Source organism: Acinetobacter sp. LipI_23 (genome assembly GCF_058243045.1).
The window spans coordinates 1,684,686-1,711,524 of record NZ_JBZAYJ010000001.1 but is presented as its reverse complement, the minus strand read 5'-3'; the positions used below and the strand labels follow the sequence as shown (position 1 = coordinate 1,711,524).

The window sequence follows — 26,839 nt, the reverse complement described above, 5'->3', positions numbered from 1 at the left end:
ATCAAAAAATTATATTGAAACCATAACGAACAATCGATAGAGTTTATTTAGTAAATATTGTCAATCTGTAATACTTTTCATTAATGCATCCTTCGCAAGCAAATAGACAGTAGAAAACATGATGTTTAATCATAACTCATGTAAAAATAAGGAAATATTTTGTACGCAGTTAAGCTCACAAAAGTCTCGTTGAATTTTAAACAGCATGGCCGAGCATTTTTGATTGTTGCTACGGTGATTTTTGTCTGCTGTTTGCTTGGGATATTCACTCGACCGATTGCATATTTCGCTTATTTTTGGCCAGCTAATGCCGTACTGATCGGCTTATTTTTAAGGTTTAAGCGACTCAGAAATGTTGGTGGCTGGTTGGGCGCATTTATTGGTTATATGTCGGCAGACTTAGTCACAGGGAATCATCTTGAGCTGACGTTGGCTTTAACAATCGCCAATTTTATGACAGTAGGCGTGTCTTTATTTTTTATCCATTATTTACAAATTGACTATCGTGCATATAACAAAGGTTTAAATTTTCTTTATCTTTTCTTGGTTTGTGTTTTTCTTGGGTGTTTTTCCAGCGCGATATTTGCCGTTGCGGTCGTTCCGTATATGCCCCATACTTTTATGGGCACGCAAGACCTGTGGGCTGAGTTTTATATTTGGTGGACAGGGGAAGTGCTAAATTGTATTTCACTTTTACCCCTCATGTTGACCTTTCCAGCAGCGAAAAAATTAAAGTATCTGTGGAATAATCGTAGACAGTGCGAAACCCAGTTTGTCGATGTTTTACCCTTACTGTCAGTTTTAATTTCTGTGGCATGTACTCATCTGTTCTTTGGTCCAGGCGCCTTACTTTTCCCTTTAGCAGGGCTGATTTGGGCGGCTTTGAGTTATAACTTATTTTATGTGAGTATCATTAACAGTTTGGTTTGTTTTGTGACGTACCATAGTTTAACGACCTATTATATTTCACGTACAGCAGATAACTTCTTGGCCACTTCTATTTCGGTGCGTATAGGGCTGTGCATGTTGATGATTGCACCTTTGCTTTTATGTATTGTGAGTCGTAATCGTCATGATTTGTATAAAGAAGTGCTCTATCTGGCCAACCACGATCCCTTAACTCATGTGGGAAATCGCCGTTTTTTCTTCACTCAAACTGAAAACTTATTGAAGGAAAATCTGGTTAAATAGATGAGTATCATTGTGCTAGATATTGATCACTTTAAGAAAATGAACGATCAATATGGTCACTATATTGGTGATGTATTGCTACAAAGCTTTGCCACGACGGTGAAAAGTAATTTGCGTGAACAGGATTTATTTGCGCGTATGGGCGGTGAAGAATTTGTGGTGGTGCTAAATAATACCACTGAAATTGAATCGCAAATCATTGCAGAACGTATCTGCCGTGCTGTCGCTACTTCAAAAATCCAAGTTGCACATGCTGTTTTGAGTATGACGGTGAGTCTTGGTGTGGTGCATCAAGTTTTACCAACGCAAAATAGCCTACAGAGCTTGTTAAATCGTGCTGATCGGGCGTTATATCAAGCCAAAACTTTAGGACGCAATCAAGTACAACTTGCCTCATAGGTTAAAATTTAGTAAAAGTATAAAACAATAAAAACTATAGATACTTGGATAAAAATGAATTTTTCTGAATACCTTCGTTATGATGGGCTGGGTTTAGCTGAGTTGGTTGCACAAAAACAAATCCATCCCGCTGAATTATTACAAATTGCAATTGAGCGTAGCCAACAAACCAATCCTGCTTTAAATGCGATTATTATTCCGATGCATGATTATGCTAAGAACAGAGCACAAAATGCATTGTCTGGCCCATTTGCAGGGGTGCCTTTTTTAGTAAAGGATTTATTTCAAGAATATGCTGGTTATCCAACCTCTTATGGATGCCAAGCATTTAAGCGCACAGGCCATATTGCAGAACATAATGCAGAAATTGTAAACCGTTGGGAAAACACAGGCATTTTAACTTTTGGCCGTACCAATACCCCTGAGTTTGGAATCAAGGGTATTACGGAATCAGATGCTTGGGGAGCCTGTCATAATCCTTGGAATTTAAAACATAATAGTGGTGGCTCATCAGGTGGCTCTGCTTCTGCAGTGGCCGCAGGGATTGTTCCTATTGCGGGTGCGGGAGATGGCGGTGGTTCGATTCGAATTCCAGCATCATATTGCGGTTTATTTGGTTTAAAACCAAGTCGTGGACGTACGCCGTGGGGTCCAGATATGAGTGAGGCAATGCACGGCGCTGCGATACAGCATGTATTGAGTAAAAGTGTAAGAGACAGTGCAGCCATGTTAGATGCAACGCAGGGTGCAGAGCATAGCTCATTGTTTAAAATTGAACTACCTAGCCAAAGCTATTTGGCCTGTCTACAGCAGCCTGTAAAAAAACTTAAAATTGCATTTAGTACTCAATCGCCTATCGGAACCCCAGTGTCTAAAGATGCAATTGATGCTGTGCAGCATACTGCACGTTTGTTGGAGTCTTTAGGGCATACAGTGGTTGAAGCGCAACCTGAGATAGATGGTATGTCTTTGGCCAGAGACTTTATCACGACGTGGTTTAGTCAATTTTCTTATATGTTAGAGCAGATCAAGCAACACGTTCCGACCACAGCAGGAGATTTTGAGCTGGATTCTTTAGCTTTGGCTGCCTTTGGTGCGAAAACGACTGCGTTAGAATATATTCATAATCTGAATAATTGGGGGGTGTATGTCACCCAAATGAACCAATTCTTTGATCATTATGATCTTTATCTGACTCCTGCTACAGCTTCAGTCGCACCCAAAAATGGGCAAATTTCTACCCCATCATGGCAAAAACCAATTTTAAAAAGTTTATTAAAAGTCGGCAAAGCACATCTGTTGGCACAAGGAAAACTGGTTGATAAAATTGTGAAAGATAATTTGCGTTGGGTGCCTTTTACTCAGCTAGCCAACATCACAGGTTTACCCGCGATGTCTGTACCTTTGTATTGGAATGCTGATAATCTTCCGCTTGGTTCGCAGTTTATTGCGCCTTTTGCCCGTGAAGATCGGCTCTTACAGTTGGCTAGTCAGCTTGAACAGGCCCAGCCATGGTTTCATAAATATAGTGAAATCAAAGTTTAGAAAGTAGATTAATTAAACGGTTGTAGTTTATGGCACAGATCAGAAGAGAACTTTTTTAAGCTTGAACTTCTTTGGGTAAGTAGCGAATAAAACCCAAGCCCAGTAGCACAGCACAGCCTGCCAGAATAAAAATATATTCGCCTGACAGGCTGTGCCAATAATGTCCTGCAAGAATACTTCCAGACGCTACACCCAGTCCCCACATGGTGCTATATAGGGCTTGACCACGTCCTTGTTGTCCTAAACTAAAGTTTTGGAAAATGATACGCATGGCGATGAGGTGAAATAAACCAAAGCTAAAGGCATGGATAGTTTGTGCGAAGAATTGCATCGCGAAGATTTGTGGAAAAGAACCGACCATAAACCAGCGTAGCGCCGTGAGGATCAGACAAATAGACACCATGAGTCGCCATGAAAAACGTTTGAAAAAAATGTGCGCAATGGCAAACATAATAATTTCGGCCATGACACCGACAGCCCACAAAAAACCAATTTCTGTGGTTGAGTAACCAGCTTGTTTTAAGAAGTTACTATAAAAACTATAAAACGGTGCATGCGAAAAAAGCAGAATAAACTCGATACCGAAAAATGCAGCGACAACGGTTTTTTTTAAAATAGGTAGCAATGGCTCGAGCTGCCCTTGTGAATGGGGTGCAGTGGTCGGTTCTTTTATGCTAAATGACCAAATAAAGGCCAAAAAAGAAATACACAGCAATAAAACTGGCAGCATAGTGATGGGTAAAATCTCTAATAAGGCTCCGATACCAAAAACCCCGACAATAAAACCGACAGAGCCCCATTTTCGAACTTTTCCATACAACGCACTGCGTTGTTCCGCGAGCCAAAATAGAGTAACGCCTTCAAACTGAGCCAGAATGGCATTTTGGAAGAAGCTAAAGATCAGCATGAGCAGGGCGATAGTCTGAAAGGAGTTTGGAATGATAAAAATCATGAACCAAATACAGGCTTCCATCCACGTTGCGACTCTGACCAAGAGCATCCGTTTCCCTGATTTATCTGCAATCCAGCCCCAAATAAAAGGAGCAAAAAAACGGGTAATGATCGCAATTGAGGAAAGGATACCGATTTCACTGTAGTTAAAGCCTTGATCTTCGAGATACAGGCTCCAAAACGGCATGAATGTGCCCACAATGGAATAATAGAAAAAGTAAAAACCAGCCAGTCGGTGCCGAATGGGGAAAGAAAGCATCGTACTGTATTCCTTGCTAGGGTGAGCAAATTTTGAAGAAGACTTGAATCTAAATAAAGCTTCAAGTCGATGAAGGTTCGAGAATTTTAAAAATGGAATTGTTTAATCATGCTTATTTAGTGCTCAGGGATTAAAGCCAATTAGCCTTTGACTAAACCACCATCTACAATCAAGTTTTGACCTGTCACAGCACAAGAATATGGCGATAAGAACATTAAAATGGCTGAAGCAAATTCCTCAGGTGTAACTACACGACGCAGTGGTGTTGCACTCGCGATGAAATCAAAAACTTCATTGGGCGTGCTTTTGCTGGCATCGATGGTTTGTAGTAAACCGCCAGAGAGCATATTGATATTAATGCCGTATTGACCAAGTTCATGCGCTGAGGTACGGGTAAATGCCAACAGTGCAGCCTTCGCCGTGGTGTAGTCATGATAAGGCACCACAGGGTTCTGCACCAGATTGGTTCCGATGTTTACAATGCGCCCAAACTGGTTTTGTTTCATACCTTCAAGCGCTGCTTGGGTTGTATTCAAAGCGGCTTTAACTGCACCTTCAAATTGTTGTTGCATAGTTTCCCAGCGTAGCTCATGAACTTTTGGGCGGACCTCACCATTAAACTCGAACTGAATGAGCGCATTATTAATCACGGCATTGATATGCTGTCCAAAATGCTGAAAGCTTGCATCAAACATGTTTTTGACTTGTGCACTGTCTGTAACATCAGCTTGGTAGGTGAAAACCTGCTTTGGATACTGCTGGATTAAGGCTTGAGCTGCAACGTGGCTGTTCAAATAGTTCACGACTACACGAGCACCCTCATTGATTAAGGCGTGTGTAATCGCAAGACCTAAACCGCGTGCGCCACCTGTGACCAGTACAACTTGATTTTTAATGTGCATGATATTTCCGAGTAGATAAATGTATGTATTTTTTAGATAAAGCAAGTATATCAAAACCTTTCCGTACCTTAGGTTTTACAACTGCTACTTTTCAGGTTTTCGATGCTCATTTAGCTGGATTAGAGTATTTGGATAAAAGTCGCCTAGCAGTAGAACAGTTTTAGCATTAATGATTATTGGGCCTGAGTTTGCTCAAGGTGTAGCCTCAAAATACGACGCAATTCTAATAATGTTTCTGCTTCCTCATGCACCGAGTGGTTGCCTTTAATAATTTTTTCAGAGACTGCTTGTTCTAAATGTGAACTTGAATAGGGCACAATACCATCGCTCATGTCATGTATGTCATTGGTCTGACGGTGATTGCCAATAATAGAATGATAAGGAACTGTGGATACAGGCATGATGTTACTGGTCAAGACCATAAAGCGTGACTTTGGACTTAAGTCGTCAGGGCCAGATTGCACCATGCCTTTGGTGCTAGAGCTACCATTGAGTTGTATATCCACTTGGTTAAAGAAAGTAATCGGCAACTTCACCATTTTCTTCACCAATTCCATGTACCAGCGGTCAGACAGTTCACTACCACGGTGAGGTGTAGCAATAAAAATTGCACGTCCAATGGGTAAATCAGAATGAAATTGAAAACGTTCTTTGATTACGGGGTATTGTTGTAATCGAGTGTATTGCTCATAGTTTAATAGTGGAATCACTTGCTCAGAAATATCGTGCTCACTAATCAGTAAGCGACTAATAACGCCGCCCATACTGTGTCCAATCAGCACGGCGTCACTGGCCGAGCGAGAGTTGGGTTGAACTTGTGCAAAGGCTTGTTTAAGTAGTGCATGAATCTGATAGCGGCTTTCAACAATTGGCATATTGGTTGAATAAAACACCTGCCATACCTGAAAGTTTTCTCGTAAAACTTTATCCCCCAAAATGTTATTGGTCAGATTGACCCAAGTTTCAGGGCTGCTGGCGAGACCATGAATAAGTACAATCACTTTTTTATTCGGTTGGTAGGGTTCAAGCATATAGACATGTGGCATACGCAAGTGCTCAGTTTTATCGAGCAAGGTTAAGTAGCCTGTAGAGCCCAGTTTATTTTCTGCCAGCCAATAAGCAAAAGGCACAGAATAATTCGCCGTGAGGATATATTTTTGTTGATGTATGTCTACATACTTTTGCGTATAAGGATTAAATAGCTCAATCTCAAAAATGGCTTTGCCATTAAGCACATCTTCAATGCTGCTTTCAGGGTTTAAAGGTTGCGCTGCTGCGGTTACGGACAAATAGCGTGCAGGATGGATATTGGGATTGGTTTGATTTTGATAAAAAGATATCGTGTCAAGGATAAAATCATTTTTATGAATAGGATCCGCTTCAGCCACAACCGCAAACTCTGCGCCCGGACCATCTTGACGGTTGACTTGATAAAAACCTGAAAAATTTAAGTTATAACTGGATTGAACTCGGTCAATGGTTTTACTTTTCAGTTCAGGATAGTGTTCTAAGTTCACAATATATTGACGTTGTTGGACGTTGAGTTGCCCGGGAACTTGATGAAAAGGCTGCGTACGGTACGCCGTGGTAATTAAACGTGACAATGCGACATTGTAAAAAGTGCGGACATGCATTTGTCTTTGATCAAAAACACGGGTACTTGGGCTTTCTTGCATTTTAAATAAATACACATAGCTATAGCGTAAACTTTGGTCGAAGGCATTAAGGCTCTGTTCTAAGCAGTGATTATTTTCACTATGTGGCTTTGCGTGGGTACAGTTGCGTTGTTTTGAGAGCTCTAAAGCTTGGGCCAAATACAGTTCACTTAAAGCAGCATAGCGTTCATCTGCAGCAATATCTGTTTGTGTGTTTAAGCGCTTCAAACATGTTTCAAATTCAGCGCTGCATTGCTGTGGCGTCAGGCTGAGTAATTTGAGTAAGCTGGTGGTTTCCGCACTCAATTGGTCGTGGGTTAAGATATTTTCAGACTTGCTACGAATAGCTTGATGGATGTTATTTTCTTTGACTTTGACCAACTGGCAGGCCGGCAATAAAACAATCGTTAGCCCTAAAATGATTGGTCGCGTGAAAGCATGATGTCTCGTTAAAAGCATAGTTTTTAGCACGGACGTTATCTATATAGGCTAAAGATGTCTTTCATTTTAAGATAATTTCTAACGAGTTACATCCAAATTCGGTCCGATCTTTTGTGTCCCTAGACATAACTTAAGAACACTTATATTCAGCTCAAGCAATTTGGCGAGCAAAGGCTTTACCCAAAACATGTTTATGTATAAATCGTAATTTATCGAGGACTGGTCCTGAGAGCGTAAATGGATAAGCATCTTCTAAACCCATACTGCGATTTAACGCATTTAAGTTAAAAGTCAGTGTCATCCACTGTTTGAGTAGTACATCAAAATCTTGAGCGCCGATTGGATTTTCGTAAAAGGTTAAGTCATGGGTATCTTTTCGATTATTGCGCACAATTAATCCTGCATAGTAAGCGGTTTCCAATGTGTCCATCATGTGTAAATAGTGTGCCCATGTTTCTGCCCAGTCTTCCCAAGGATGTGTGCTGGCATAAGAGCTGACATAAAACTTGTCCCAGTTTTGCGGTGCGCCATCTTCATAGTGGCGTTGTAGTGCTGCGTTATAATCTTGACGCTCATCTCCAAAATACTGACGGAACTCGTCGACCAGCTCAGGATGTAGCGATTTAATGAGGTCAAAATAATAATGACCACTTTCATGACGGAAATGCCCCAAAAGCGTACGGTAGTTTTCACCCATTTTAATACGGGTCGTTTCCCTATAGATGACATCTGCTTCACTGGCATTGAGTGTAATGACGCCATTAGCATGTCCTGTCAGCACAGGGTGCTCTGGTTCAGGCATGAGAAAATTAAAACGGAGTCCGTAGCGATCATCATCGTTATATTTGGGCCTTGGCATAATATTCAGGCGTTGCATTAAATACAGAAAACGCCGTTTAGCATGTTCGAGCCGTGACCAATAGACGATATGATCAGGGTTGTCGAGAGTAGGAATGGTATATGTGAGTACACAAGACTCACAGTAGATGTCGTTGCTCTCTGCGGGAATAACCCAATTACAGACTTGATGATGCTGATAGTTATAACAAGGCTTATAGCGCTTCGTCTGGTATTTTTCATTTAGCGCTAACCAAAGAACAGGGCTGTGTTGTTCAAAGCTTCCCATATCTTTTTCTGATGCAATATAACCGAGTGTAGTTTGGCAGCTCACACATTGTGAGTTGGCAAAAAAGACTTGGTTTTGACAGGATGCGCAACTAAAGAATTTCATCGGCGGCTATGTCTTTGGTGAGCTTTTAGAACCAGTATAAAGGATGTTGATTCCCTTCGTCATGTTCTGTCATCTGTTTTGATAGGCTTGCAAAGTTAAGTATTCATTGAGAGCATATTAGAAAGAATACATGTGCTTGGTTAGTAGCGAGCTTTTCAGCAGGTTCTTTTCTTTCATATTTGTATAAAGAGATATAAATTTTAAAATTTATATCCTGAATGAACGAAAAAGCTTGATTTAGGTGCAGATTCGTCAAAAATAGGGACTGGGAAAAATCAAAGCTTCATTTTAGAATTTCAAAGCCTTTTAAGTTTCTGGGAGTAAATATAATGATAACGAACGTATCGCCAAAAAAATGGCTACTCATGAGTTTGGGGGCGATGTTGCTTTCAGGTTGTGCGACAACCTCTACAGACCCAAGTCGTCAAAATGTGGGTACCACAGGTTTACTCATTTGTGCGCAGAATGAGCTTTGTCCAGTGGTTACTGTGAGCTGGAATGAATCGAACAAAGAGTTGCTTAAGTTAAAAATGCATTTGAGTAGTACTTACAATAAATACGACATTCAAAAGGTCGTGTTTACCAATGGACAAAAAAGCCAAACTTTTGCTGTCACTGGGCCAACCGAGCATGATCATGTGTTAGGCACAAACCGTTCGACCAATTATATTTTAGCGCCTGTAAATTTGATGAGTAGCTTAAAAGGTACAAATTCGATCAAAATGAATATTTATACAGATCAAGGTATTATCTCTCGATATGTGTATAAAGATGGCGTCTCAGCTCCAATTTTGGGTGAGTTCCAAAAAGTTTATCAATAAAAGAAAAATCGCCATCTGGCGATTTTTTTTTGCGTATAAGTGAGAGAAAACTAAAAGTTGTGAGGACATAAGATCTCATGTCCATAAGGTGTTTTGCCTATAGGGACGTAAACATTGGGCCTTTGACGGATGAAAAGTCAAGCTGAATAGCCCGAAATGCACTTTGATGTATCAATTTTAAAAATATAAATATTTTTTGCACAAAAAATAAACTTTTTAATGCGCTATTGCTGTCAGTCTAATCAAAAAAATTGGCATGTATTCTGCTTAGCTCTAGGTATTACAAAAACCTTTTTTGGTAATACCGAAAGGAGCAGCAAATGTCTAAACAATTCAAAGATGACTTAAATGCATTCTTCACCGTATTTAAACAGTTCGTGGTTGCTATCTTAAGCGCTAGAGCGGGCACTTATATCAAGCAAGACCCATCCAAAAAAGGATAAGCACGTGCCGAAACATAAATTGGCACGGATCAGCATCACTGTGCCTGAATTAACTGTCGATGCATTGGATCAGAAAATTGTTGATCAGCACTATGAAAGCCGTTCTCAAGCGATTGTCGACATGATCAATAAACATTTGATTGCGGATCAGGAGCAACGTAACGCCGTGATGGTGGGGACGTTTACCTTGCTCTATAACGCCAGTGTTACGCCACTTAGAGTCCAATTGCTGGACTTACAGCAACAGTTTTTAGAGCAAGTGGTCAGCTCACTGCATATTCAGTTAGATGAGCAAAAAATTCTAGAAGTGATGATTTTGCAGGGCTTAACTACAGAGTTAAAAGCATTAAGCCAGCAATTGATTGCTTTGAAAGGTGTGATCAAAGGGCATTTGGAGCTGATGGATGCAGTGATGCCGCCGATTCCACAAAATGAAAAACAGAGCGCGTTGAAATCATGACCATGTTCACCGTCCTCAATGACTCACTCCATACATAGCAAGTTTAAACATTTACAGCATCGGGAAAATTTCATCATGATTAAAAAAGCGTTTTTGTCAGTCTCTATTGTTTCGACTATTTTATTGGCGGGTTGTGATAACACCGCCAAAATTCCTGAAACAAAAAACAGTGCATCTGAGAGCACAGGCACCAAAACCATCACGATTGGCTATAGTGATTGGCCGGGTTTTGTTGCATGGCAGGTGGCAATTGAAAAAGGTTGGCTCAAAGAAGCGGGGCTGAATGTTGAATTTAAATGGTTTGATTATTCATCATCGCTTTCTGCTTTTGCAGCCAATCAGCTAGATGCAGTACTGGTGACCAATGGAGATAATCTAGTCACAGCCTCTGGGGGCACTCAAGGTGTCATGATTATGGCGACAGACTATTCCGCAGGTAATGACGTGATTATCGCAAAAGATGGAATTAACAGCATTGCTGATTTAAAAGGCAAAAGTATTGCTACTGAAAAAGGCTTGGTTGACCATCTATTGCTAAGTACAGCACTGACAGATGCAAAAATTAAGACCAGTGATATTAAATTGGTCAATTCTATGACCAATGAGCTTCCACAAGTTTTTGCAAGTCCAGATATTGCTGCAATTGCGGTCTGGCAACCTGTAGCCAATCAAGCGTTGAAGTCTGTTGCAGGGTCTAAAATTATTTATAGTTCTAAAGATAAGCCTGGTTTAATTTATGACACTCTGACTGTGAATATGAGCCATCTTTCTGCCAATAAAGAAGATTGGAAAAAGATGATTCAAGTGTGGGATAAAACAGTCAAATATATTAATGACCCTGCAACACATGAAGATGCCGTGAAAATTATGTCTAACCGTGTTGGAGTCGATCCGAAACAATATGAACAATTTATTGGCGGGACGCATTTACTCGATTTGGCAGCCAATAAAACCGTCTTTAAGAAAGGTTCAGGTTTTGACTCGATTTATGGCTCAAGCTACCACGTAAACAAATTCAACGTTGAAAATGGCATTTATAAAACAGAAATGGATGTTGATGGTGCAATTTACCCAGCTTTGATTGAAGAGTTAAAATAGGACTTCGTAGAAACTAAAAGCCCAAGTTAACTTGGGCTTTTTTGTGTGAGTGTGTTTAAAAAGCAAAGAAAGATCTAATGTTAAATACAGATTAGATTTTAAGGCATGTATTTATAAATGTGTACTTTTAGAAAACACATGAATAATCACGATGCCGATAATCATAAAACTTAAACCAACAACCGCCGCAAAGTCGAGCTGCTGTTTAAAGTAAATCCAACCGACTGTAGAGATCAGGATAATGCCTGCACCTGACCACAGTGCGTAAGCTAGCCCCATAGGGATGGATTTAAACGTTAGACCTAAGAAAAAGAGCGCAATTGCATAACCAATAATAGTTAAAACAATAGGTAAAGGTGCAGTGAAACCATTGGTCGCTTTTAATGCAGAAGTCGCGAGGACTTCTGCAATCACGGCAATCAATAAATAGAGAAAAGCCATAGCTTATTAAAGCTCCCTTCTAAGTGACCACCGTTGCATGATGCATGAGGTGATGTTGTTCTTGTTTCAGCCAATGCTGACTGTCCGCCGTGGTAGATGTTACATTGTGGAAAGTGTATTCAGGTTCATACACATCCACGACGAACACCAGCTGATATGCTTCGCCACCGATCAATTTACGCTGTATAAGGGTTTTAGTATCAACGACTTCAAAACCATCTAGAATGAGTTGTTGTTGAGTCATTTGGGTGCAGCTTGAATATTGAATGAGTTGATCCTGAGTTGAAACTGATACTTCATAGCTTTCAATTTGATTTAAGTCAGAAGGACTTTGCTCCACATAAGAAAGAACCCCTAATGCGTCTACATTCTGTTGAATATGGGGTAAACGTGACTGTGCATATGCCATATGCTCACCGCACATGATGAGACCGCCATCGAGCGAAATTTCTTGTTGCGTGGCAACATGTACAGCTTTGACTAAGTGTAGTCCTAAAAATAAACCCGTACTGGCTTGTTGACGCCAGTCTTCAACATAGGCATTACTGGGTGAAAACTCCAAAATACAATTGCCAATAGTATGTAGAGTTGCTGGCTCAGGCCACTGGGTATGGTTCTGATAATTACTACTTAGCTCCCATGACAGTGATGCATTTTGTGCATCCCAATGCGTATAACCGACCCATGCTTGACGCTCTACGATAGGTGTATCTATTACTGATTTAAGACGTAGGTCAATGGTGAAACTCTTGGACTGAAACCAATACACAATCGTATTTTCATCGGTCAGGCCATTGTAAAAGCTAATACTTTTACGTCGAAATGCGCCCATTAAATAGGTTGGCACACTACCTGAAGCAGCTGTGATGGGTTTTAGTTGACTTAAAGTTTCAAATAAATTCATGGTGTGTACTCCATGTTTGACTCAGTCAGACCAAAAGAATAAAGTGGAACGGCATTCTTTAAGGCCAACTCACCACTGGCTACACGCTGTTTTAAATAATGAAAGGTTTGAGCCGTTTGATTAAACAAATGTTCTCCACCTGCCAGTGGCGCATATTTAGGTGGCTCATTTGTATTAATCGGTTGGATGACATAGTCATAGTCACAAGAAAAAAATAAAGGGAAGGAATAGCGTTCTTGTTGGACTTTTTTAACCCGATGCTTGGTGGCTAAATATTTACCATTGGACAATATTTCCATCATGTCACCTATGTTCATCACCAAAGTATTTTCAAGTAGAGGAATATCAATCCATTCGCCTTGTTTAGTGAGGACTTGTAAACCGGGCGCTGTGGGTAGTAATAAAGTAAAGCACTCATAGTCGGTATGTGCCCCGATGCCTTCTGCATCTGTCGCTTGAGGGTTATATGGATAGTGAATGAGGCGTAACTGGCTGGGTGCATGTTGAATATGCACATCAAAAAAGTCTTCTTTTTGCTCTAAAGCCAGCGCAAAACAGCGAAATAGTTGATGACCAATCGCTTTTAAGTGCTGATAGTACTGTGAGACATGGCGTTTAAATGCGGGATCATCTGGCCATTGCGTTGGGCCAAGTAAGGGATAATTTAATGCAGACCCTTGATAGTCATAATTCACATCATAAGATTCTTTTAAATCGTAGCTGTTACTCGAAAACTGTTCCTCACCTATAGGCACATAGCCACTATGATTCACCGATTTTCCAATATAGTTTTGCATTTTGAGTGCGTCATCTTGGGCAAAATAGTGCTTCGCGATGTCACATAACTGTGCAAATAATGCAGGTTGAAATTGATCACCTCTAAGGTAGAGAAAGCCAACTTCTTTACAGGCCTGATCAAGCGCTTGAGCAACTTGCATATGGTCATCTAGATTTGGGCTATTTAAAAGGCTGATATCCACCAATGGAAGGACATATTTATCTTGCATGGTAAAATCCTCGCGTTGGCCGTCCAACAGTGCATAAAACCTAAGGGTCGTCCCTCAGGCTAGATCAATGAGTTATTTATGCGTACTAACTTGGGTCATACGTGGAATTTTGGGTAAATCTTCCAGTGCTGGATCGAGTTCTTCTTCTTGTGCATGTACTAAGAAATCGACCCGTTCTCGAAGTTGCTTAAAAGCAGGGCTGGACATCAGTTCAGTGTTTCGTGGACGGGGTAAATCTACTTCAATAATTTCTTTAATTTCCCCAGGATTGGCTTTCAGCGCTACGATACGATCAGCCAGTAAAATAGCCTCATCCATATCATGGGTTACAAAAATGATAGTGATATCAATGTTTTGCCATAAGTCCATCAGGTGTTTTTGCATTTTCTGACGGGTATGCGGGTCAAGCGCACCGAAAGGTTCATCCATCAGTAAAATTTTCGGTTCATTGACTAAAGCACGAGCAATCGCAACACGTTGCTTCATCCCGCCAGACAGTTGATGTGGATATTGGTTTTCATACTTCTCTAAGCCAATAATATTGATCCACTCTCGTGCAGCCGCTTCGGCTGAGGCATGACTTGCACCTTTCATCAGTGGACCAAACATCACATTTTCTTTAACCGATTTCCAAGGAAATAAGGTATAGCCTTGAAACACCATGCCTCGCTCTGGACTAGGGCCTAAAATGGGCTGTCCGTCTACTAGCAATTCACCACTGCTATATGGGTCTAGACCCGCAACAACACGACTAAAGGTCGATTTTCCGCAACCAGACGGGCCAATCACACAAATAAACTCTCGCTTATGAATTTTCAAATTGAGCTGATTTAAAATCGTGCGTGAGTTTTTACCATGCTGAAAAACTTGACTAAGTTGTTTGGCCTCTAAAATGACAGGACGTTGATAAATGTGATCAAAATACTGACGAGCATTGAATTCTGGCGTTCTTATATCTGTAGTTATCATTATTTTGCTCCCGCTTTCCATTTAAACAGATGTTGTCCGAGTTTCATTAAAATCACATCACAGACCAAGCCAATCACCCCAATAATTAAAATCGCAGCATAGACATTGTCAAAGTTCTGGTAGCGTGCTTGCTGGGTAATAAACCAAGTGATCCCTGTGGTGGTGCCAATCAACTCAGAGACAATCAAGTAGGTCCAAGCCCAGCCCAGCAAAACACGTAAATCACGGTAAATATCGGGTAACGCCGCTGGAATGACCACGTGAAACAGACTTTTTACTTTATTCGTCCCTAGGGTATAACCCGCTTCAATCAGCCCGCGGTCCACCATACGCGTAGTATTGGCAATAATCAGAATTTGCTGAAACAGCGTCCCAATCACGATGATGGCAATTTTTGGTGCATCATTAATGCCTAATATTGCAACAGCCAGTGCACCAAAGGCAGGCGCAGGTAAGTAGCGAAAGAACTCAACAAAGGGTTCAGTGAGCTGGGAAATTTTGTTGGAAAAACCACATAAAATCCCCAATGGAATACCAACGAGTGATGCAATAAAGAAAGCACTAAATACAATCTTGATACTGTGCCAAAGACTTTGATGAAACCATGGTGCATCGGCTTGAGTGGGTGGTGTCGTAAATGCCGTCACTAAGGCTGTCGCAACTTGGTGGGGTGCTGGTAAATAAATAGGATTGACCAAATTACCTTGCGGCGGTTCAGTGCCTGCATTGACGGCATTTTGTGTTTCTGCATAGAACACGCTTTTGTCTACACGGCTACCGACTTGTAAAAAAGAGACACTGCCAGAGTTGGTGATTTGTACCTGAGGATGCCAAATAAATGGTAAATAACTCACAGCACACCAAATGAGGATTGGTATTAGAAATGATCCAAAGCCCAGCAATATTTTGCTTTGAGGACTGAGTTCTCGCGCGACATAACCCATAGTTGCTTAGCCTCGATATTACTTTTTTTATAAAACGTAATACTGTCAAGCAAAATGAATGCCACATTTGTAGGGATATTGAGTGTTCACCTGTGTACTAATTGTTTAAATAAAAACAGCCTTTGACCTAAATATGTTTTAAAATGCGCTATCGATAGATTGACGCTCAAAAGGGGCTGCATCGCATGGCACAAAAGTCACAACAATCTGCATTGAATGAATTGATTGCAGAACAAAAACTACTGTGTGAAGAATTTGACTCGGCTTATGTTGAAGTAAAAGGTGATGATGTCGTTGCTGTTGCTGTGCATACTTTGAATCAAGAACCCATTGTTGGTTTACGTAAAAAACCAGAAACTGAAGAGAATGTCGCTTGGTTTATCTATGGTGGTGAATTGGGTGAAGGCCAAGACTTTTTTACAACCATGACTGTACGTGAGTTACAAGATATCTTGCCTGATGTACTTCCATACTTGGCTTTAAGTGAAGGTTATCGTTTTATGATTGATGGTGATGACTATGAAGACGTTTGGAAAGAAGGCGATGAGTCTTAATACATGAAAAAACAGACATGGACGTTGCTTAGTCTTTCGTTATTTTTATCATCGTTTCTATCAGCCCTGAGTTATGCAGAAACAACGAAGCTAACTCAGGCGCAGTATGATCAGAAGATGGCAGAATATACAGCAACTGTGAATTCAACCAAAACCGTTTTAGATGCAAAAGATAATCCAGCGACAGCAACAGAAATGAAAACTGCATTTTGTCAGCGTATGGATGCATATCATCAAATTGCAGCGCTATCCAAGGCCAATATTGAATTAAGTACCGCTTCAGTGATGTTGATGGTGGCCAACCGTTATCTTGATCAGCAAGAAAAAAGCCTGACCGATGCCGGGATGAATGAAAGTGCCTTCTGTCCAACTACGAAAGCTTTAAAAGTTGAAGATACGAAACGAGTAAAAGTAAAGTAACCCAATAAGACAGTACGGATTTAGAGTAGGCCTTAAGATCTAATTTATTGTTTCAGGATGCTGTAGAAATAGACAATGTCCTCGATTGTGTTAAGATAAATAAAAATCAACCATCGTTTGAGTAGGAGTTGGTGTATGGCAGCTTATACCGACATTAAAGTAGGCAAATATGAGGATGATATGATTCCTAAACTTGCCATTCATGCTTTTCATGATGCTTTTCAAAAAGCAACCACTCGTTCGTCTGTGGTTTATGCAAAAGCTGAACAGTTGGTTGAACGCGATATTCATGGCAATGAAACTGTTTTACAAGACTTAAGCAGTGCTTATGTCGATGTAGGCGTTTTACCGACACTGACACGTAAAAAGAAACACGCAACCGTATAGATTGATATGCCACCTCGACAACCTAGAATAAGAATGTTTGCGGGGCCGAATGGTTCTGGTAAAAGCACTGTTAAAGATTATCTTTTGCCCCAACATATTGGGGCATATTTAAATGCAGATGAACTGGAACAAAACTTAAGACAGAGTCAACGCCTTGATTTATTGCATTATCATCCTTCCTTAAAAGCTTTAGAGTTGGTCACTTTTTTAAAAAGTAAGAAGCGTCCTAAAGCGGGACAGTTCGTGGCCTTACTTACGCATGAGCCGATGGTACTAGATGAATGGAAGATCGAGTTTAAAACCAATGAAGTCGATTCTTATCTCTGTGCACGCATTATTGATTATATTCGGCTTGAGTTTCTGCGCTTAAAAGTCAGTTTTACTTTTGAGACGGTAATGTCACATATCTCTAAAGTTGAGTTTCTCCGAGAAGCGAAACGTCAGGGTTATAAAACCTATCTATATTATGTCTCAACAGTCGATCCACAAATTAATATTGCTCGGGTCAAGTATCGGGTCAGTGTGGGCGGCCATCCTGTTCCTGAGCAGAAAATTATTGAACGTTATTACCGTAGTATGGATCTGCTCATGCAAGCCATAGAGTGCTGCGATCGCGCCTACTTGTTTGATAACTCTTCTGACGGTATTCAAGCGTCTTTTCTTGCAGAAATAGAAGCAGCTGAAACCTTAAAAATGAATGCCGCCGTGTCTAAGCTCCCAAGATGGTTTGCAGAACGCGTACTATCAGAATTCCAATAAACTGCTCAGAAAAAAGCCGATTATTTCATCATTTTTCATGTGTCTACCTGCATAAAAACATATTCAAAAGTCGTGGATGTGTTTTATAAACCTATAATAATACTCATGATGTAGAGATGTCCCCATAACACTATTCAGTATCTTTAAATAAAAACTATAATGAAATAAAACGAGATAAGTTAAGTATATCTAATCTAAAAAAGGGCTGAATACAAAATCCATCGGGGATATATTCAAGCTTTTTGCATGATTGTGAAGAATAACTATGTAAAAGAAATACTTTAATGTGTTATCTAAAAGACTAAGAGCTTCGAAAACGAACAGGTAGTGCCCATTCAAATATCTAAACCTAGATGCAAGGGCTCGTAAACAGTGGTCATAGACGTGCATAGCATCGGTAGATACAAAGGACGCTTGATTATTTTTTAATTTAATATATTATAAAAACATATATTGTTTTAGAGCGATTGCCAATGCATGATTTTGCGTGGTCTTTTATAGGTGGAATATTACTCGGCATCTCCGCCGTTGGATATTTATATACCAATGGACGAATTGCAGGAATCAGTGGTCTGGTCTCTCAAGTTGTAAGCTTAAAAGGGATTATAAATACATCTGCACTATGGTTTTTATTGGGCTTGTTCGTTGTTCCGTTTATATACGCAGCTTTTTTTCAGCCTAATATTCATATGGAAGCGACACCTTTCATGTTAATTATTGCGGGTGTGTTGGTAGGCTTTGGAACGCGATTAGGTTCTGGATGTACCAGCGGGCATGGTATTTGTGGTATCAGTCGTTTATCCAAACGTTCAATCATCGCTACAATGAGTTTTATGTTCGCAGGCTTTATTACTGTGTATGTTGTCCGTCATATGCTTGGAGCAATCTAAAATGAAAAATGTTTGGGCATTCATTTGGGGTGGATTATTTTCAATTGGGCTCATGCTTTCAGGAATGTCGAATCCTGCGAAGGTGATTGGCTTTTTAGATATTTTTGGGCACTGGGATGCCAGTTTAGCTTTTGTGATGATGGGTGCAATTGCGGTTGCATTTATTCCTTTTCAAAAAGCTGTACGTCAGCCAGATTCAAAAACGGTTTATGGTGAAGTTATACAGCTTCCTAAAAATACGAAAATCGACAGAAAACTGATCTTCGGAAGTCTGCTATTTGGTATAGGCTGGGGAATTGCGGGAATTTGTCCTGCGCCGAGCTTTACTTTGATTGGACTGGGCTATTATCAAGCGATCTATTTTATAATTGCGATGTTCGTTGGTGTACTGCTACATCGTAAAGTAATGGAGAAAATGCCATGATGCAAATTGCTCAAGTAAAAGCATTTTTTGATACACAGACCAATACGTTTAGTTATGTAGTGAGCGATCCAGAAACTCAGCGCTGCGCCGTGATTGATAGTGTGTTGGACTATAATGCAGCATCGGCAACGACCAAAACAGAGCAGGCCGATTTAATCATTACTTATATTCAAGAAAATAGCCTAAGCGTAGACTGGATTTTAGAAACACATGTTCATGCAGATCATCTAAGTGCTGCACAGTATTTAAAGCAAAAACTAGGTGGAAAAATTGCAATTAGTCATAAGATTGAGACCGTACAACAAACTTTTGGTGAGATTTATCACTTAGATATTAAGAGTTTAAATGCCAAGCAGTCATTTGATTACCTTTTTGCAGATCACGAGACTTTTTTGATAGGCAACATAAAAGCATATAATATTCCGACACCAGGGCATACACCTGCGTGTCTCAGTTATGTCATTGGTGATGCTGTTTTCGTGGGGGACACGTTGTTTATGCCTGACTATGGGACGGCACGTTGTGATTTTCCCAAGGGGAGTGCGGCGGCTTTATTTGACTCAGTGAAGACTTTGTACACATTGCCAGATCAAACGCGGATGTTCTTATGCCATGACTACTTACCCGAAAGTCGTGATCAATACCAATATGAGACATCGGTTTATTCGCAAAAGCATAAAAACATTCATATCAATACTACAACGGAAAGGGCCGATTTTGTCGAGATGCGAAACCGCCGTGATGCAACGTTAAGTATGCCAAAATTGATATTACCTGCAATTCAAATCAATATGTTTGCAGGCAAGTTCCCTCAACCAGAAGACAATGGTATTTCTTACTTAAAAATTCCGCTGAATTATTTTTAAAACAGAAAAGTAGCAAGACTTAAAGCATTCGGCATCTTTTCACTTGCTTAAAATCTGATATTAAACAGACATGCACATCATGCTTTTAAATTTAGCCTAAGCAAATATCTCACCTAAAATAGCCTAAGCAAAATTGAACTTAATATAAAAAGTCATTTGATTTATTTCCATTAAAAATTCAATATCTATAGGAATCAAATAAAGTAAGTTTCATATGATCCTAAATCATCAATTTCATCAAAATGAGCAGCCGCGTGCAAAAACATTGGTCTTTGTTCACGGTTTATTTGGCAGTTTAAGTAATTTAGGGATGTTGGCTCGGGAGTATTATTCAAGCCACCATGTATTACAGGTAGATGTACGTAATCATGGGTTATCTACACATTCAAATGTGATGAATTATGAAGTAATGGCAGCTGATCTAATTGAAACTTTAGATGAACTCAATATCGAGCACTTTTCTTTGATCGGGCATTCTATGGGTGGAAAGCTGGTGATGAAAGTGACAGAGCTCGCAGCAGATCGACTAGATCAACTGGTGGTATTGGATATTACGCCTATTGCTTATAAAGAAAATCATCATGAGCAGATTTTTAAAGCGCTCTTTGCGGTACAAAAAGCAGATATTGAAACACGTCAGCAAGCTATAGAAATCATGCGTGAATATCTCAAAGAAGAAATGGTGATTCAGTTTCTTCTGAAATCTTTTAGCAAAGGGAAGTGGTTGTTTAATGTAGACGCACTTTATGAGAACTATACCCAAATTCTGTCATGGGAAAATATAGAGACATGGCATAAGCCTGCACTATTTATACGTGGTGGAAACTCAGCATATGTAGAAAAGCCAGAATATATAGCGGCTATCCAATCGCAGTTTTCTCAAGCCCAAATTCAAACAGTTGCAGATGCAGGACACTGGTTACATGCAGAGAAAACTGAGCAAGTTCTGCAAATCATTACTCAATATTTGAGTCAGCCTTCAACCTGATTAACTCAAATTCGCAGCTGAAAGTTGTCCTTCAGAGGTCAGCTTTTCAGCCATTTCCGCAGTTTTCTTTAAATTCGGCATTCGATATTCAGTATGGCCATAGTCTTGGATCGACTTCCAACGCCCGCCCCAAGTTAAACCTACAGATTCTGCAACTTCACCATAGAGCTGATAGCCACGCATCGCCCATGGATCTCGTTCAGAAATAACGACTTTTCCATCCCGCTTAAATGCGACATCTGCCGCCAATCCAAATTGGTGGTAACTCTGATAACCACGCGCCAAAGTCGTATTTTTATTGCTGGCTAAAGAATTCTGACGCTGTGGGCTACGATAACCTTCCAGTAAAACCAGTTCATATCCATGCTGCTCACGCATTATTTTAAATACCATCAGTAGACGTTGTTTATAGCGTGGGTTCATTTTATGCCACTTACGATCAGCCGTTGCTAAATTGTCATGTGAATGATTTGAATGTACATCCTGAATACTCGGATCGTAACTCGAAGCGCTGGCTTGAATAGAATTATTATTAAAATCCGCTTGCTCAAGCAGACTTGCTTCAACTATGGCCGCAGCAACTAAGGATTCTTCGATCTCTGGTGGTGGGGACAAAATTTGTCCATCAAGTAGGGCATAAATTTGTGGATCCGATTGTCTTAAATAATCGGCTTCGATTTTAGTGGGCGTGACGGGTCTGGTAAAAGCAAACATTAAGATGCTAGCAAATAAAAATAGACCTGCAACCAATATCCACCACTGTTGAATATGCCAATGCGATTGCAATTGCTCGGGTGCAGCAGCATGATTTATATGCTGTGCAAAATGACGAGCGGTTTGAAATCTTTGTTTTCCTTGAGGAATTAATCCCACAAAAAAACCAGCTAATTTTGCTCTAAGTTCATAGGACAGTGCCAAACTTAGCCCTAGTGCAAGGATTAGAAAGATCGAAAAAAGAGCATAAATCATAGTCTGATAGTGGTTGGCATGGGAGCTTCGACAGTACGAGTTGTAATCTTGGTTTGTACACTCCCTGTGGGAGATTCTTCGGATTTTTCCACTGCCTGTTCTGCTTTGGCTACTTTGTTGTGATCTTTATCTTTCGGTGCGGCCGAACTTTGCGCTGACGAGTTTTGTTTCTTATTTTCTTTTGGTAAGGGCTGCGGACTAGCACTCTTCATCGATGGTGCAGAAACTGTTTCAGCTGGACGAAGAAATGCTTTGCTTAATTCATCTTCTTTGGGTTGAGGAAAATCAGAAGGCGGCTCAGTTACATTTGAAGGTTGAACACTTTTAGAAGGGATGACTTTAGTCGCTTCAAAAATAGCTTCGGGTTCCCGCGTCGGGGCTTCATTATCGACTGAGGGTTCAGTGACATCGACGCTAGAACTTTGACTAACCTGTATTGAATCATTTTTTTGTTGTGTAAAAAAGTAAGTAAAACCAAGAGTAGCCATTAATAAGACACCACTCAAAAAACCACCAAATGCATAGAGCATAGGTGAAATATTTTTCTTTTTTGTAGACGTCAAAATTTTGACTGAAGTCCGTTTTTCATGAGCCATGGAGTTAGTTCTTAGGGTAAATGAATAGTAATATGTGCCTGTTCTGTTGGCGTAGAAATGACATTTTCATATGTGGCCAAAGAATTCGTACTTTGATTTGATAACATATAGCGTAAGCCCGCAAAGGATAAGAGCGCGAATACGATTAGAAAAAGTAAAATCCAGTAAAAAGGAAGCTCACGGTGAATCATGTGTTTAATTTGATCTGGGAGCGATGCAAAAGGGGAAAAGGCCGCCTTTTTCCCTTTCAAATAATCAATTTCATCGCCCACACGTGCCACCAAATGGTTTAAATTTTCTATAGATTCAATACGATATCTACCATGAAAACCCAGAAGCATGCAGTAATGATAAACTTCAAGTGCGGCTAATCGACTATTTCCTTTATGGCGTAACTCTTCTAAAATTTCGAAAAAACGATAACCCGCAAGTTGTGAGCCAAATAAACTAAGCTGTAAGGGACTGATTAACCAACTATTTTGGAGCTCGAAAAATTTTGCATCTTGCTGAGTCACAATGGTTTCATCTAATAATGCACAGTAAGCATATTTAGCATCTTGAATGTCATCGGATGAAAATTGTAATTTTCGGGCTTGGTTTTCAAAACGGTTGAGTAGGGCAATGATTTTTTCGCGAAATTCAGTCGAACTACTCGGTATATATTTGTTTTTCAATAAAAATACAATATAAAACCCGTCATGGAGTAAGTCTACCAAGTTGGTTGTGCTAGTGGCTTTGGCGGTCATGGGCTGAGAAATTGAACCAGCTCCAATTTGTCCATCATCAAAAAGTGAAGGGGCATTATTCATGATTCATTTCCTTAGCCATTCATCACAGCAATCAATTCAACAGCAATATCTTGGAAACCCGCTGGAATATAAATACAAATCGACTCGGCATCCAACATGCGTTGGTATAAGTCATTATTTGGTTCAATTTCAAAGTAACTCACACCAGATCGCACTGGAATAGCGGTTGGAACCTGCATTAAATGATGCAAAGGAACTGCAGGAAGTGCTGCAATGACGCGTTGTTCAACATCTACGGTATTACCGACTTTAAATCGTAACGGAACCAATTGAATTAGTTCGTGGCTTTGCATCACACTGCTAGAAACAGCCAAGTAAAGTCTTGAATCTCGGGTAATTTTATCTGACTCTAAACTGCCTAACCAATAAGATGGTCGCGTTTCTTTCAATTGAATACTGATATATCGGTTTGAAATAATCGTATCTAATAACTCACGTAGAATGACATCGAGCTGACTAAAACTTTCTTGTAAATTATGGTGTTGATAGCGAGGTAAATGATCAACCTCATGAGCCGTTGAAAAGGTCAGTAATGAGCCTGTTAAGCGTAATAATTCAAAAAACAGTCGCTCTGGATGGATATGCGGATATTGCATTAAATGATTCAACGTCGCGTGTGCTGTGTTGAGTGCATTGACCAACCAAAATGACACAATGTCGCCAGAGCGAAACTCAATAAGTTTTTGCTCATTTTCTCGATTATTGCTTTGAATGGTCTTAATTTTCGCTTTGATGACATTTAAGCTGCGTTTCAAACTCGAGATAAGATTTTCAGAAGATTCGATATGCAAGATAGGCGGAATAAAATGACGATCAAATTCAAATTGGCCTGAGCTTTGACGTTTAATTTTTGCTAAAGCTAAATACAAAAAGCCATCAAGCTCTTGATTCGGTTCTGCGTTGACCTCTAACAAGCGAAACTCTGCACGGCGGCGCAATAAGGTGATATCTGCCGCAGTAGCATCTGTAAATAAATCGTGGGTTGAAGTTAGATAAGAGTGGTAGCGACCGAACTGCGCACTATTTTCAGCGCTCACATTTTTCTTATTGGCTTGTACAATAGGTAAAGCCAAATAAACCAAGATTTCGCCACGTAAATTCAGTTCATCTAATAACACTGGCTCTGGCAGTAAATCACGTGTCGGCGCTTGATAGATTTCACCATCTTGCCAAATCATACTAATACTTTCGAGTGCCAAGATATGTGTGTGTAACTGGGCTTCATCAAATTGAATATTTTGAATGCCATAGGCAAATGGAATCGTGGAACGAATGGTATGATTCAGACGTTGTTCATGATACGCATCTTGTAATTGAAAATGTTGAGGACGTAAAAATAGACCTTCACCCCAAAGTATTTTTTCTGCTTTAAACATTTAGATTACCAATCGTTTGATTCATTTGCATGTTGTACGCCCAGTAGTTCTTGGACGTTATGCAGTGGATTTTCGTTTTTAATGACTTGATTTAACCATTCATGTAGTGGCATCTGACTCCACTTGATGGTTTTCTGTAACATATAGCTTACGGGACTATGCGGTTCATTGGCCTGAAAATAGTCAGAAATTTCTTGTAATACCCGCATGGCTTGTTCACGGTTTGCTAAGTGATTTTGCGGTTGAACCTGAAAGCCTTTGGATGGATGGACGGTGTTCATGTCAATCTCTTGTTCTTTGTACTGAGTAAATGAAAGTGCCTGTGTTGTTATCGTTGCGGCAGCAGAAGACTCAGACGTTTGTGTCGCCATTATAGGCTGAGTAAAAACATCAGTTTTGTAGAGCTTTTTTAAACTGGTGTGGATGTTTTCAAGCTGAGTATCAATCGCAGCAAAGCTTGGTGCATCTAAGCCCATTAAGGTATCTAACACACTTTTCAAAATTGACTATTCAGCCAGAATCGCCGAAAAATGTTGATAGTTCTGATATTGAAATGATTTTGATGTGTTGAACAAGCTCTGCTCAAACTGTTCCAAAATTTGAGAGCTATTGGCATCCTCCGTATAACTTTCTACTTGTTTCAACAAATGATTTTTTTGTCTCAGTAAGGCTTCATAATCGCTGAGTGAAAATGCAGGAACATTCACGATAGCGACTTGTTTAATCAGTGGAATCAAATGATTAATGGAACCTTGCAATAAACCTAGACGTTGATCTAAATCTTCTTCTTCAATTTCAGGATGAAGTTGTGTCCAATACTCATTTAGCGTTCGATGCATAAGCTCTAAGGCTTTTGCGGTGCCTTCGAATCCGTATAAATTTGACCACGCTTCAAGTAACCAGCCCATTAAGCGTAAATCTTTTGATTTTCCCGTGAGAAGCTCGATAGATTTTTGTTCAACGAAATGCCAGTCTGCTTGCTTAGGTTCAGCGACCCAGTCGCCTTGATCGAGTAGTGGATCATCCTGAGTTTTTGCAATTTTGATAGCGTGGAATTCATTGGAAAAAGACAAGTCTTGTCCACATGGTTGATCGCTTGAGATAGGAGACAATAAAGGCTCGATTTCTAAGCTCATAATTTTACACTCTATATTCTATTAAACTTGATTCGCTTTATTTTTAGCAGGATGTCGTTTCTTTTTAGCCGTGGTCTTTTCGACAGGGTCTAAAACATACGTAATTTCATCATCTTTGACATCAATCTGAATGACTTTAGGCAAATTGTCTACTGCCAAAGCCATCAATATTTCTGTGGCTAAAGCAGGCAATATACTGGCATTCAAAATGTGATCAACATTTCGTGCACCGCTATCGACTTCCGTGCAGCGACTTAATAACAGTTCTACCAATTCCTCTGAATATTGAACTTTGGTTTGGTACTGCTTCTCAAGGCGAGAGGTTATTTTCTTGATTTTATGATGGATAATTTGAATCAGTAAATCATCATGCAGTGGGAAATAGGGAACGATACGCATGCGCCCTAAAAAAGCAGGTTTAAATTGTTTATATAAACTTGGTTTTAACTGCTCTGCTAAGCTTTCCGCGGTTGGCCATGTATCAATCGGTTGATTCAAACACGCCTGCATAATGGCATTCGAACCTACATTCGAGGTCAAAATGTCGATATCAAGAACTTGGGAAAAGTTATAAAGCACTTCAACTGGTTGAAGAGTTAAATGCGCGAAATATTAATCATACATCATTAACAGATACTCGGTTTTTAGCTGGCGTTTCGATTGCAAATACGGCGTTAAACCATATGCGTCAAGAAGAAATGCGCTATTTATCTACAGATTTAACCTATCCGCCTGCCAAAGAGCTGTCTAATCTCGTTCGTAATTCTTTGCCTGCGCCAGATACGAGTGATGCAAAGGCTGTGGTGATCAAAGCACCAAAGAAAACCACGCGTAAGACTGCGAGTTCAACCAAACAAACCACAAAGAAAACAACGGCTCAGGTGGCAAAACCCAAAAAAGTTGAGAAAGTACAATCAACAGAAGTGGCGAGCAAACCGAATACAAATCCCTTCAATTCACTTTAAAAACTTTCATTTTTGAAATAATAAAAAACAGGATTTTCA

27 protein-coding genes and 3 pseudogenes are annotated in these 26,839 nt (G+C 40.0%); 15 read left to right on the top strand and 15 right to left on the bottom strand.

All coding sequences use genetic code 11. The features are described 5' to 3' along the window. Nucleotides 1-159: 159 nt before the first annotated feature. Both AC4CVD_RS08415 and AC4CVD_RS08410 read left to right on the top strand, forming a co-directional pair. Nucleotides 160-1,590: pseudogene (locus AC4CVD_RS08415) on the top strand (GGDEF domain-containing protein). A gap of 54 nt (nt 1,591-1,644) precedes the next feature. Next, complete coding sequence (locus AC4CVD_RS08410) at nt 1,645-3,135, top strand: amidase (RefSeq protein WP_490752842.1); 1,491 nt, start codon at nt 1,645-1,647, stop codon at nt 3,133-3,135. Between the two features lie 55 nt (nt 3,136-3,190). Here the strand turns inward: AC4CVD_RS08410 and AC4CVD_RS08405 are convergent, their stop codons facing one another. From AC4CVD_RS08405 to AC4CVD_RS08390, 4 genes are all read right to left on the bottom strand, one after another. Further along, a complete protein-coding gene (locus AC4CVD_RS08405; RefSeq protein ID WP_490752840.1) occupies nt 3,191-4,345 on the bottom strand; it encodes an MFS transporter in 1,155 nt (384 codons plus the stop codon). 140 nt (nt 4,346-4,485) lie between these two features. Further along, entirely contained in the window at nt 4,486-5,247 is a 762-nt protein-coding gene (locus tag AC4CVD_RS08400) for a 3-oxoacyl-ACP reductase (protein ID WP_490752839.1), read from the bottom strand. 173 nt (nt 5,248-5,420) lie between these two features. Further along, a complete protein-coding gene (locus tag AC4CVD_RS08395; protein ID WP_490752838.1) occupies nt 5,421-7,361 on the bottom strand; it encodes an esterase/lipase family protein in 1,941 nt (646 codons plus the stop codon). 133 nt (nt 7,362-7,494) lie between these two features. Beyond that, nucleotides 7,495-8,574, bottom strand: coding sequence for a zinc-binding metallopeptidase family protein (locus AC4CVD_RS08390; protein ID WP_490752836.1), 1,080 nt, complete (start codon nt 8,572-8,574; stop codon nt 7,495-7,497). 329 nt (nt 8,575-8,903) lie between these two features. Here AC4CVD_RS08390 and AC4CVD_RS08385 point away from each other — a divergent pair, with 329 nt between their 5' ends. The 4 genes from AC4CVD_RS08385 to AC4CVD_RS08370 all read left to right on the top strand — a co-directional run bounded on the left by AC4CVD_RS08385 (nt 8,904) and on the right by AC4CVD_RS08370 (nt 11,396). Then, complete coding sequence (locus AC4CVD_RS08385) at nt 8,904-9,395, top strand: hypothetical protein (protein ID WP_224469177.1); 492 nt, start codon at nt 8,904-8,906, stop codon at nt 9,393-9,395. Nucleotides 9,396-9,715: 320 nt separating this feature from the next. Next, nucleotides 9,716-9,838 carry a hypothetical protein gene (locus tag AC4CVD_RS08380; RefSeq protein ID WP_265102743.1) on the top strand — a complete coding sequence of 41 codons (123 nt, stop codon included), beginning with the start codon at nt 9,716-9,718 and terminating at the stop codon, nt 9,836-9,838. Between the two features lie 4 nt (nt 9,839-9,842). Then, the gene (locus AC4CVD_RS08375) at nt 9,843-10,298 is read left to right on the top strand and encodes a CopG family ribbon-helix-helix protein (protein ID WP_490450552.1); all 456 of its coding nucleotides are present in this window, start codon (nt 9,843-9,845) and stop codon (nt 10,296-10,298) included. A 75-nt stretch (nt 10,299-10,373) separates the two neighbouring features. Beyond that, on the top strand, nt 10,374-11,396 hold the full coding sequence (locus AC4CVD_RS08370) for an ABC transporter substrate-binding protein (protein WP_201951482.1): 1,023 nt from the start codon (nt 10,374-10,376) through the stop codon (nt 11,394-11,396). A 111-nt stretch (nt 11,397-11,507) separates the two neighbouring features. Here AC4CVD_RS08370 and AC4CVD_RS08365 read toward each other — a convergent pair whose 3' ends face one another. The 5 genes from AC4CVD_RS08365 to AC4CVD_RS08345 all read right to left on the bottom strand — a co-directional run bounded on the left by AC4CVD_RS08365 (nt 11,508) and on the right by AC4CVD_RS08345 (nt 15,661). Then, nucleotides 11,508-11,837, bottom strand: a complete 330-nt coding sequence (locus AC4CVD_RS08365) for a DMT family transporter (protein WP_159128315.1) — start codon at nt 11,835-11,837, stop codon at nt 11,508-11,510. 19 nt (nt 11,838-11,856) lie between these two features. After that, nucleotides 11,857-12,741 carry a hypothetical protein gene (locus tag AC4CVD_RS08360; protein WP_490752834.1) on the bottom strand — a complete coding sequence of 295 codons (885 nt, stop codon included), beginning with the start codon at nt 12,739-12,741 and terminating at the stop codon, nt 11,857-11,859. Next, the gene (locus AC4CVD_RS08355; protein ID WP_125273816.1) at nt 12,738-13,748 is read right to left on the bottom strand and encodes an isopenicillin N synthase family dioxygenase; all 1,011 of its coding nucleotides are present in this window, start codon (nt 13,746-13,748) and stop codon (nt 12,738-12,740) included. Before AC4CVD_RS08355 ends, AC4CVD_RS08360 begins: the two co-directional genes overlap by 4 nt. Before the next feature lie 72 nt (nt 13,749-13,820). Then, nucleotides 13,821-14,717, bottom strand: coding sequence for an ABC transporter ATP-binding protein (locus AC4CVD_RS08350; protein ID WP_490752832.1), 897 nt, complete (start codon nt 14,715-14,717; stop codon nt 13,821-13,823). After that, entirely contained in the window at nt 14,717-15,661 is a 945-nt protein-coding gene (locus AC4CVD_RS08345) for an ABC transporter permease (RefSeq protein ID WP_262471249.1), read from the bottom strand. Before AC4CVD_RS08345 ends, AC4CVD_RS08350 begins: the two co-directional genes overlap by 1 nt. Before the next feature lie 185 nt (nt 15,662-15,846). Between AC4CVD_RS08345 and AC4CVD_RS08340 the strand changes: the two genes are divergently transcribed. The 8 genes from AC4CVD_RS08340 to AC4CVD_RS08305 all read left to right on the top strand — a co-directional run bounded on the left by AC4CVD_RS08340 (nt 15,847) and on the right by AC4CVD_RS08305 (nt 20,949). Continuing rightward, the gene (locus AC4CVD_RS08340) at nt 15,847-16,215 is read left to right on the top strand and encodes an immunity protein Imm33 domain-containing protein (protein WP_004693046.1); all 369 of its coding nucleotides are present in this window, start codon (nt 15,847-15,849) and stop codon (nt 16,213-16,215) included. Nucleotides 16,216-16,332: 117 nt separating this feature from the next. Next, nucleotides 16,333-16,635 (top strand): hypothetical protein, encoded by a 303-nt coding sequence (locus AC4CVD_RS08335; protein WP_490752830.1) that lies wholly within the window; start codon nt 16,333-16,335, stop codon nt 16,633-16,635. Nucleotides 16,636-16,770: 135 nt separating this feature from the next. Further along, a complete protein-coding gene (locus AC4CVD_RS08330) occupies nt 16,771-17,022 on the top strand; it encodes a hypothetical protein (protein WP_005399418.1) in 252 nt (83 codons plus the stop codon). Nucleotides 17,023-17,055: 33 nt separating this feature from the next. Continuing rightward, nucleotides 17,056-17,781, top strand: coding sequence for an ATPase (locus tag AC4CVD_RS08325; RefSeq protein WP_490753504.1), 726 nt, complete (start codon nt 17,056-17,058; stop codon nt 17,779-17,781). 473 nt (nt 17,782-18,254) lie between these two features. Continuing rightward, entirely contained in the window at nt 18,255-18,671 is a 417-nt protein-coding gene (locus tag AC4CVD_RS08320) for a YeeE/YedE family protein (RefSeq protein WP_428853719.1), read from the top strand. Between the two features lies 1 nt (nt 18,672). After that, nucleotides 18,673-19,095: a DUF6691 family protein gene (locus AC4CVD_RS08315; protein ID WP_490752828.1), complete on the top strand. Its 423-nt coding sequence runs from the start codon at nt 18,673-18,675 to the stop codon at nt 19,093-19,095. Then, complete coding sequence (locus AC4CVD_RS08310; protein ID WP_490752826.1) at nt 19,092-19,961, top strand: MBL fold metallo-hydrolase; 870 nt, start codon at nt 19,092-19,094, stop codon at nt 19,959-19,961. Before AC4CVD_RS08315 ends, AC4CVD_RS08310 begins: the two co-directional genes overlap by 4 nt. Before the next feature lie 214 nt (nt 19,962-20,175). Then, complete coding sequence (locus tag AC4CVD_RS08305; protein WP_490752824.1) at nt 20,176-20,949, top strand: alpha/beta fold hydrolase; 774 nt, start codon at nt 20,176-20,178, stop codon at nt 20,947-20,949. On the opposite strand, the gene AC4CVD_RS08300 is transcribed toward AC4CVD_RS08305, so the two are convergent. The 6 genes and pseudogenes from AC4CVD_RS08300 to AC4CVD_RS08275 all read right to left on the bottom strand — a co-directional run. Then, on the bottom strand, nt 20,950-21,918 hold the full coding sequence (locus AC4CVD_RS08300; RefSeq protein ID WP_490752822.1) for a M15 family metallopeptidase: 969 nt from the start codon (nt 21,916-21,918) through the stop codon (nt 20,950-20,952). It abuts the gene before it with no gap. Continuing rightward, nucleotides 21,915-22,514, bottom strand: coding sequence for a hypothetical protein (locus tag AC4CVD_RS08295; protein WP_490752820.1), 600 nt, complete (start codon nt 22,512-22,514; stop codon nt 21,915-21,917). Before AC4CVD_RS08295 ends, AC4CVD_RS08300 begins: the two co-directional genes overlap by 4 nt. Before the next feature lie 11 nt (nt 22,515-22,525). Further along, the gene (icmH, locus tag AC4CVD_RS08290; protein ID WP_490752818.1) at nt 22,526-23,323 is read right to left on the bottom strand and encodes a type IVB secretion system protein IcmH/DotU; all 798 of its coding nucleotides are present in this window, start codon (nt 23,321-23,323) and stop codon (nt 22,526-22,528) included. 11 nt (nt 23,324-23,334) lie between these two features. After that, nucleotides 23,335-24,699 (bottom strand): type VI secretion system baseplate subunit TssK, encoded by a 1,365-nt coding sequence (tssK, locus tag AC4CVD_RS08285; RefSeq protein WP_490752816.1) that lies wholly within the window; start codon nt 24,697-24,699, stop codon nt 23,335-23,337. A 5-nt stretch (nt 24,700-24,704) separates the two neighbouring features. Further along, nucleotides 24,705-25,835 (bottom strand): annotated as a pseudogene (tssA, locus tag AC4CVD_RS08280) (type VI secretion system protein TssA). Between the two features lie 21 nt (nt 25,836-25,856). Next, nucleotides 25,857-26,378 (bottom strand): annotated as a pseudogene (locus tag AC4CVD_RS08275) (ClpB D2-like domain containing protein); the annotation flags it as partial. A 140-nt stretch (nt 26,379-26,518) separates the two neighbouring features. On the opposite strand from AC4CVD_RS08275, the gene AC4CVD_RS08270 reads away from it, so the two are divergent. After that, nucleotides 26,519-26,800, top strand: a complete 282-nt coding sequence (locus tag AC4CVD_RS08270) for a hypothetical protein (protein ID WP_010326725.1) — start codon at nt 26,519-26,521, stop codon at nt 26,798-26,800. Nucleotides 26,801-26,839 lie beyond the last annotated feature (39 nt).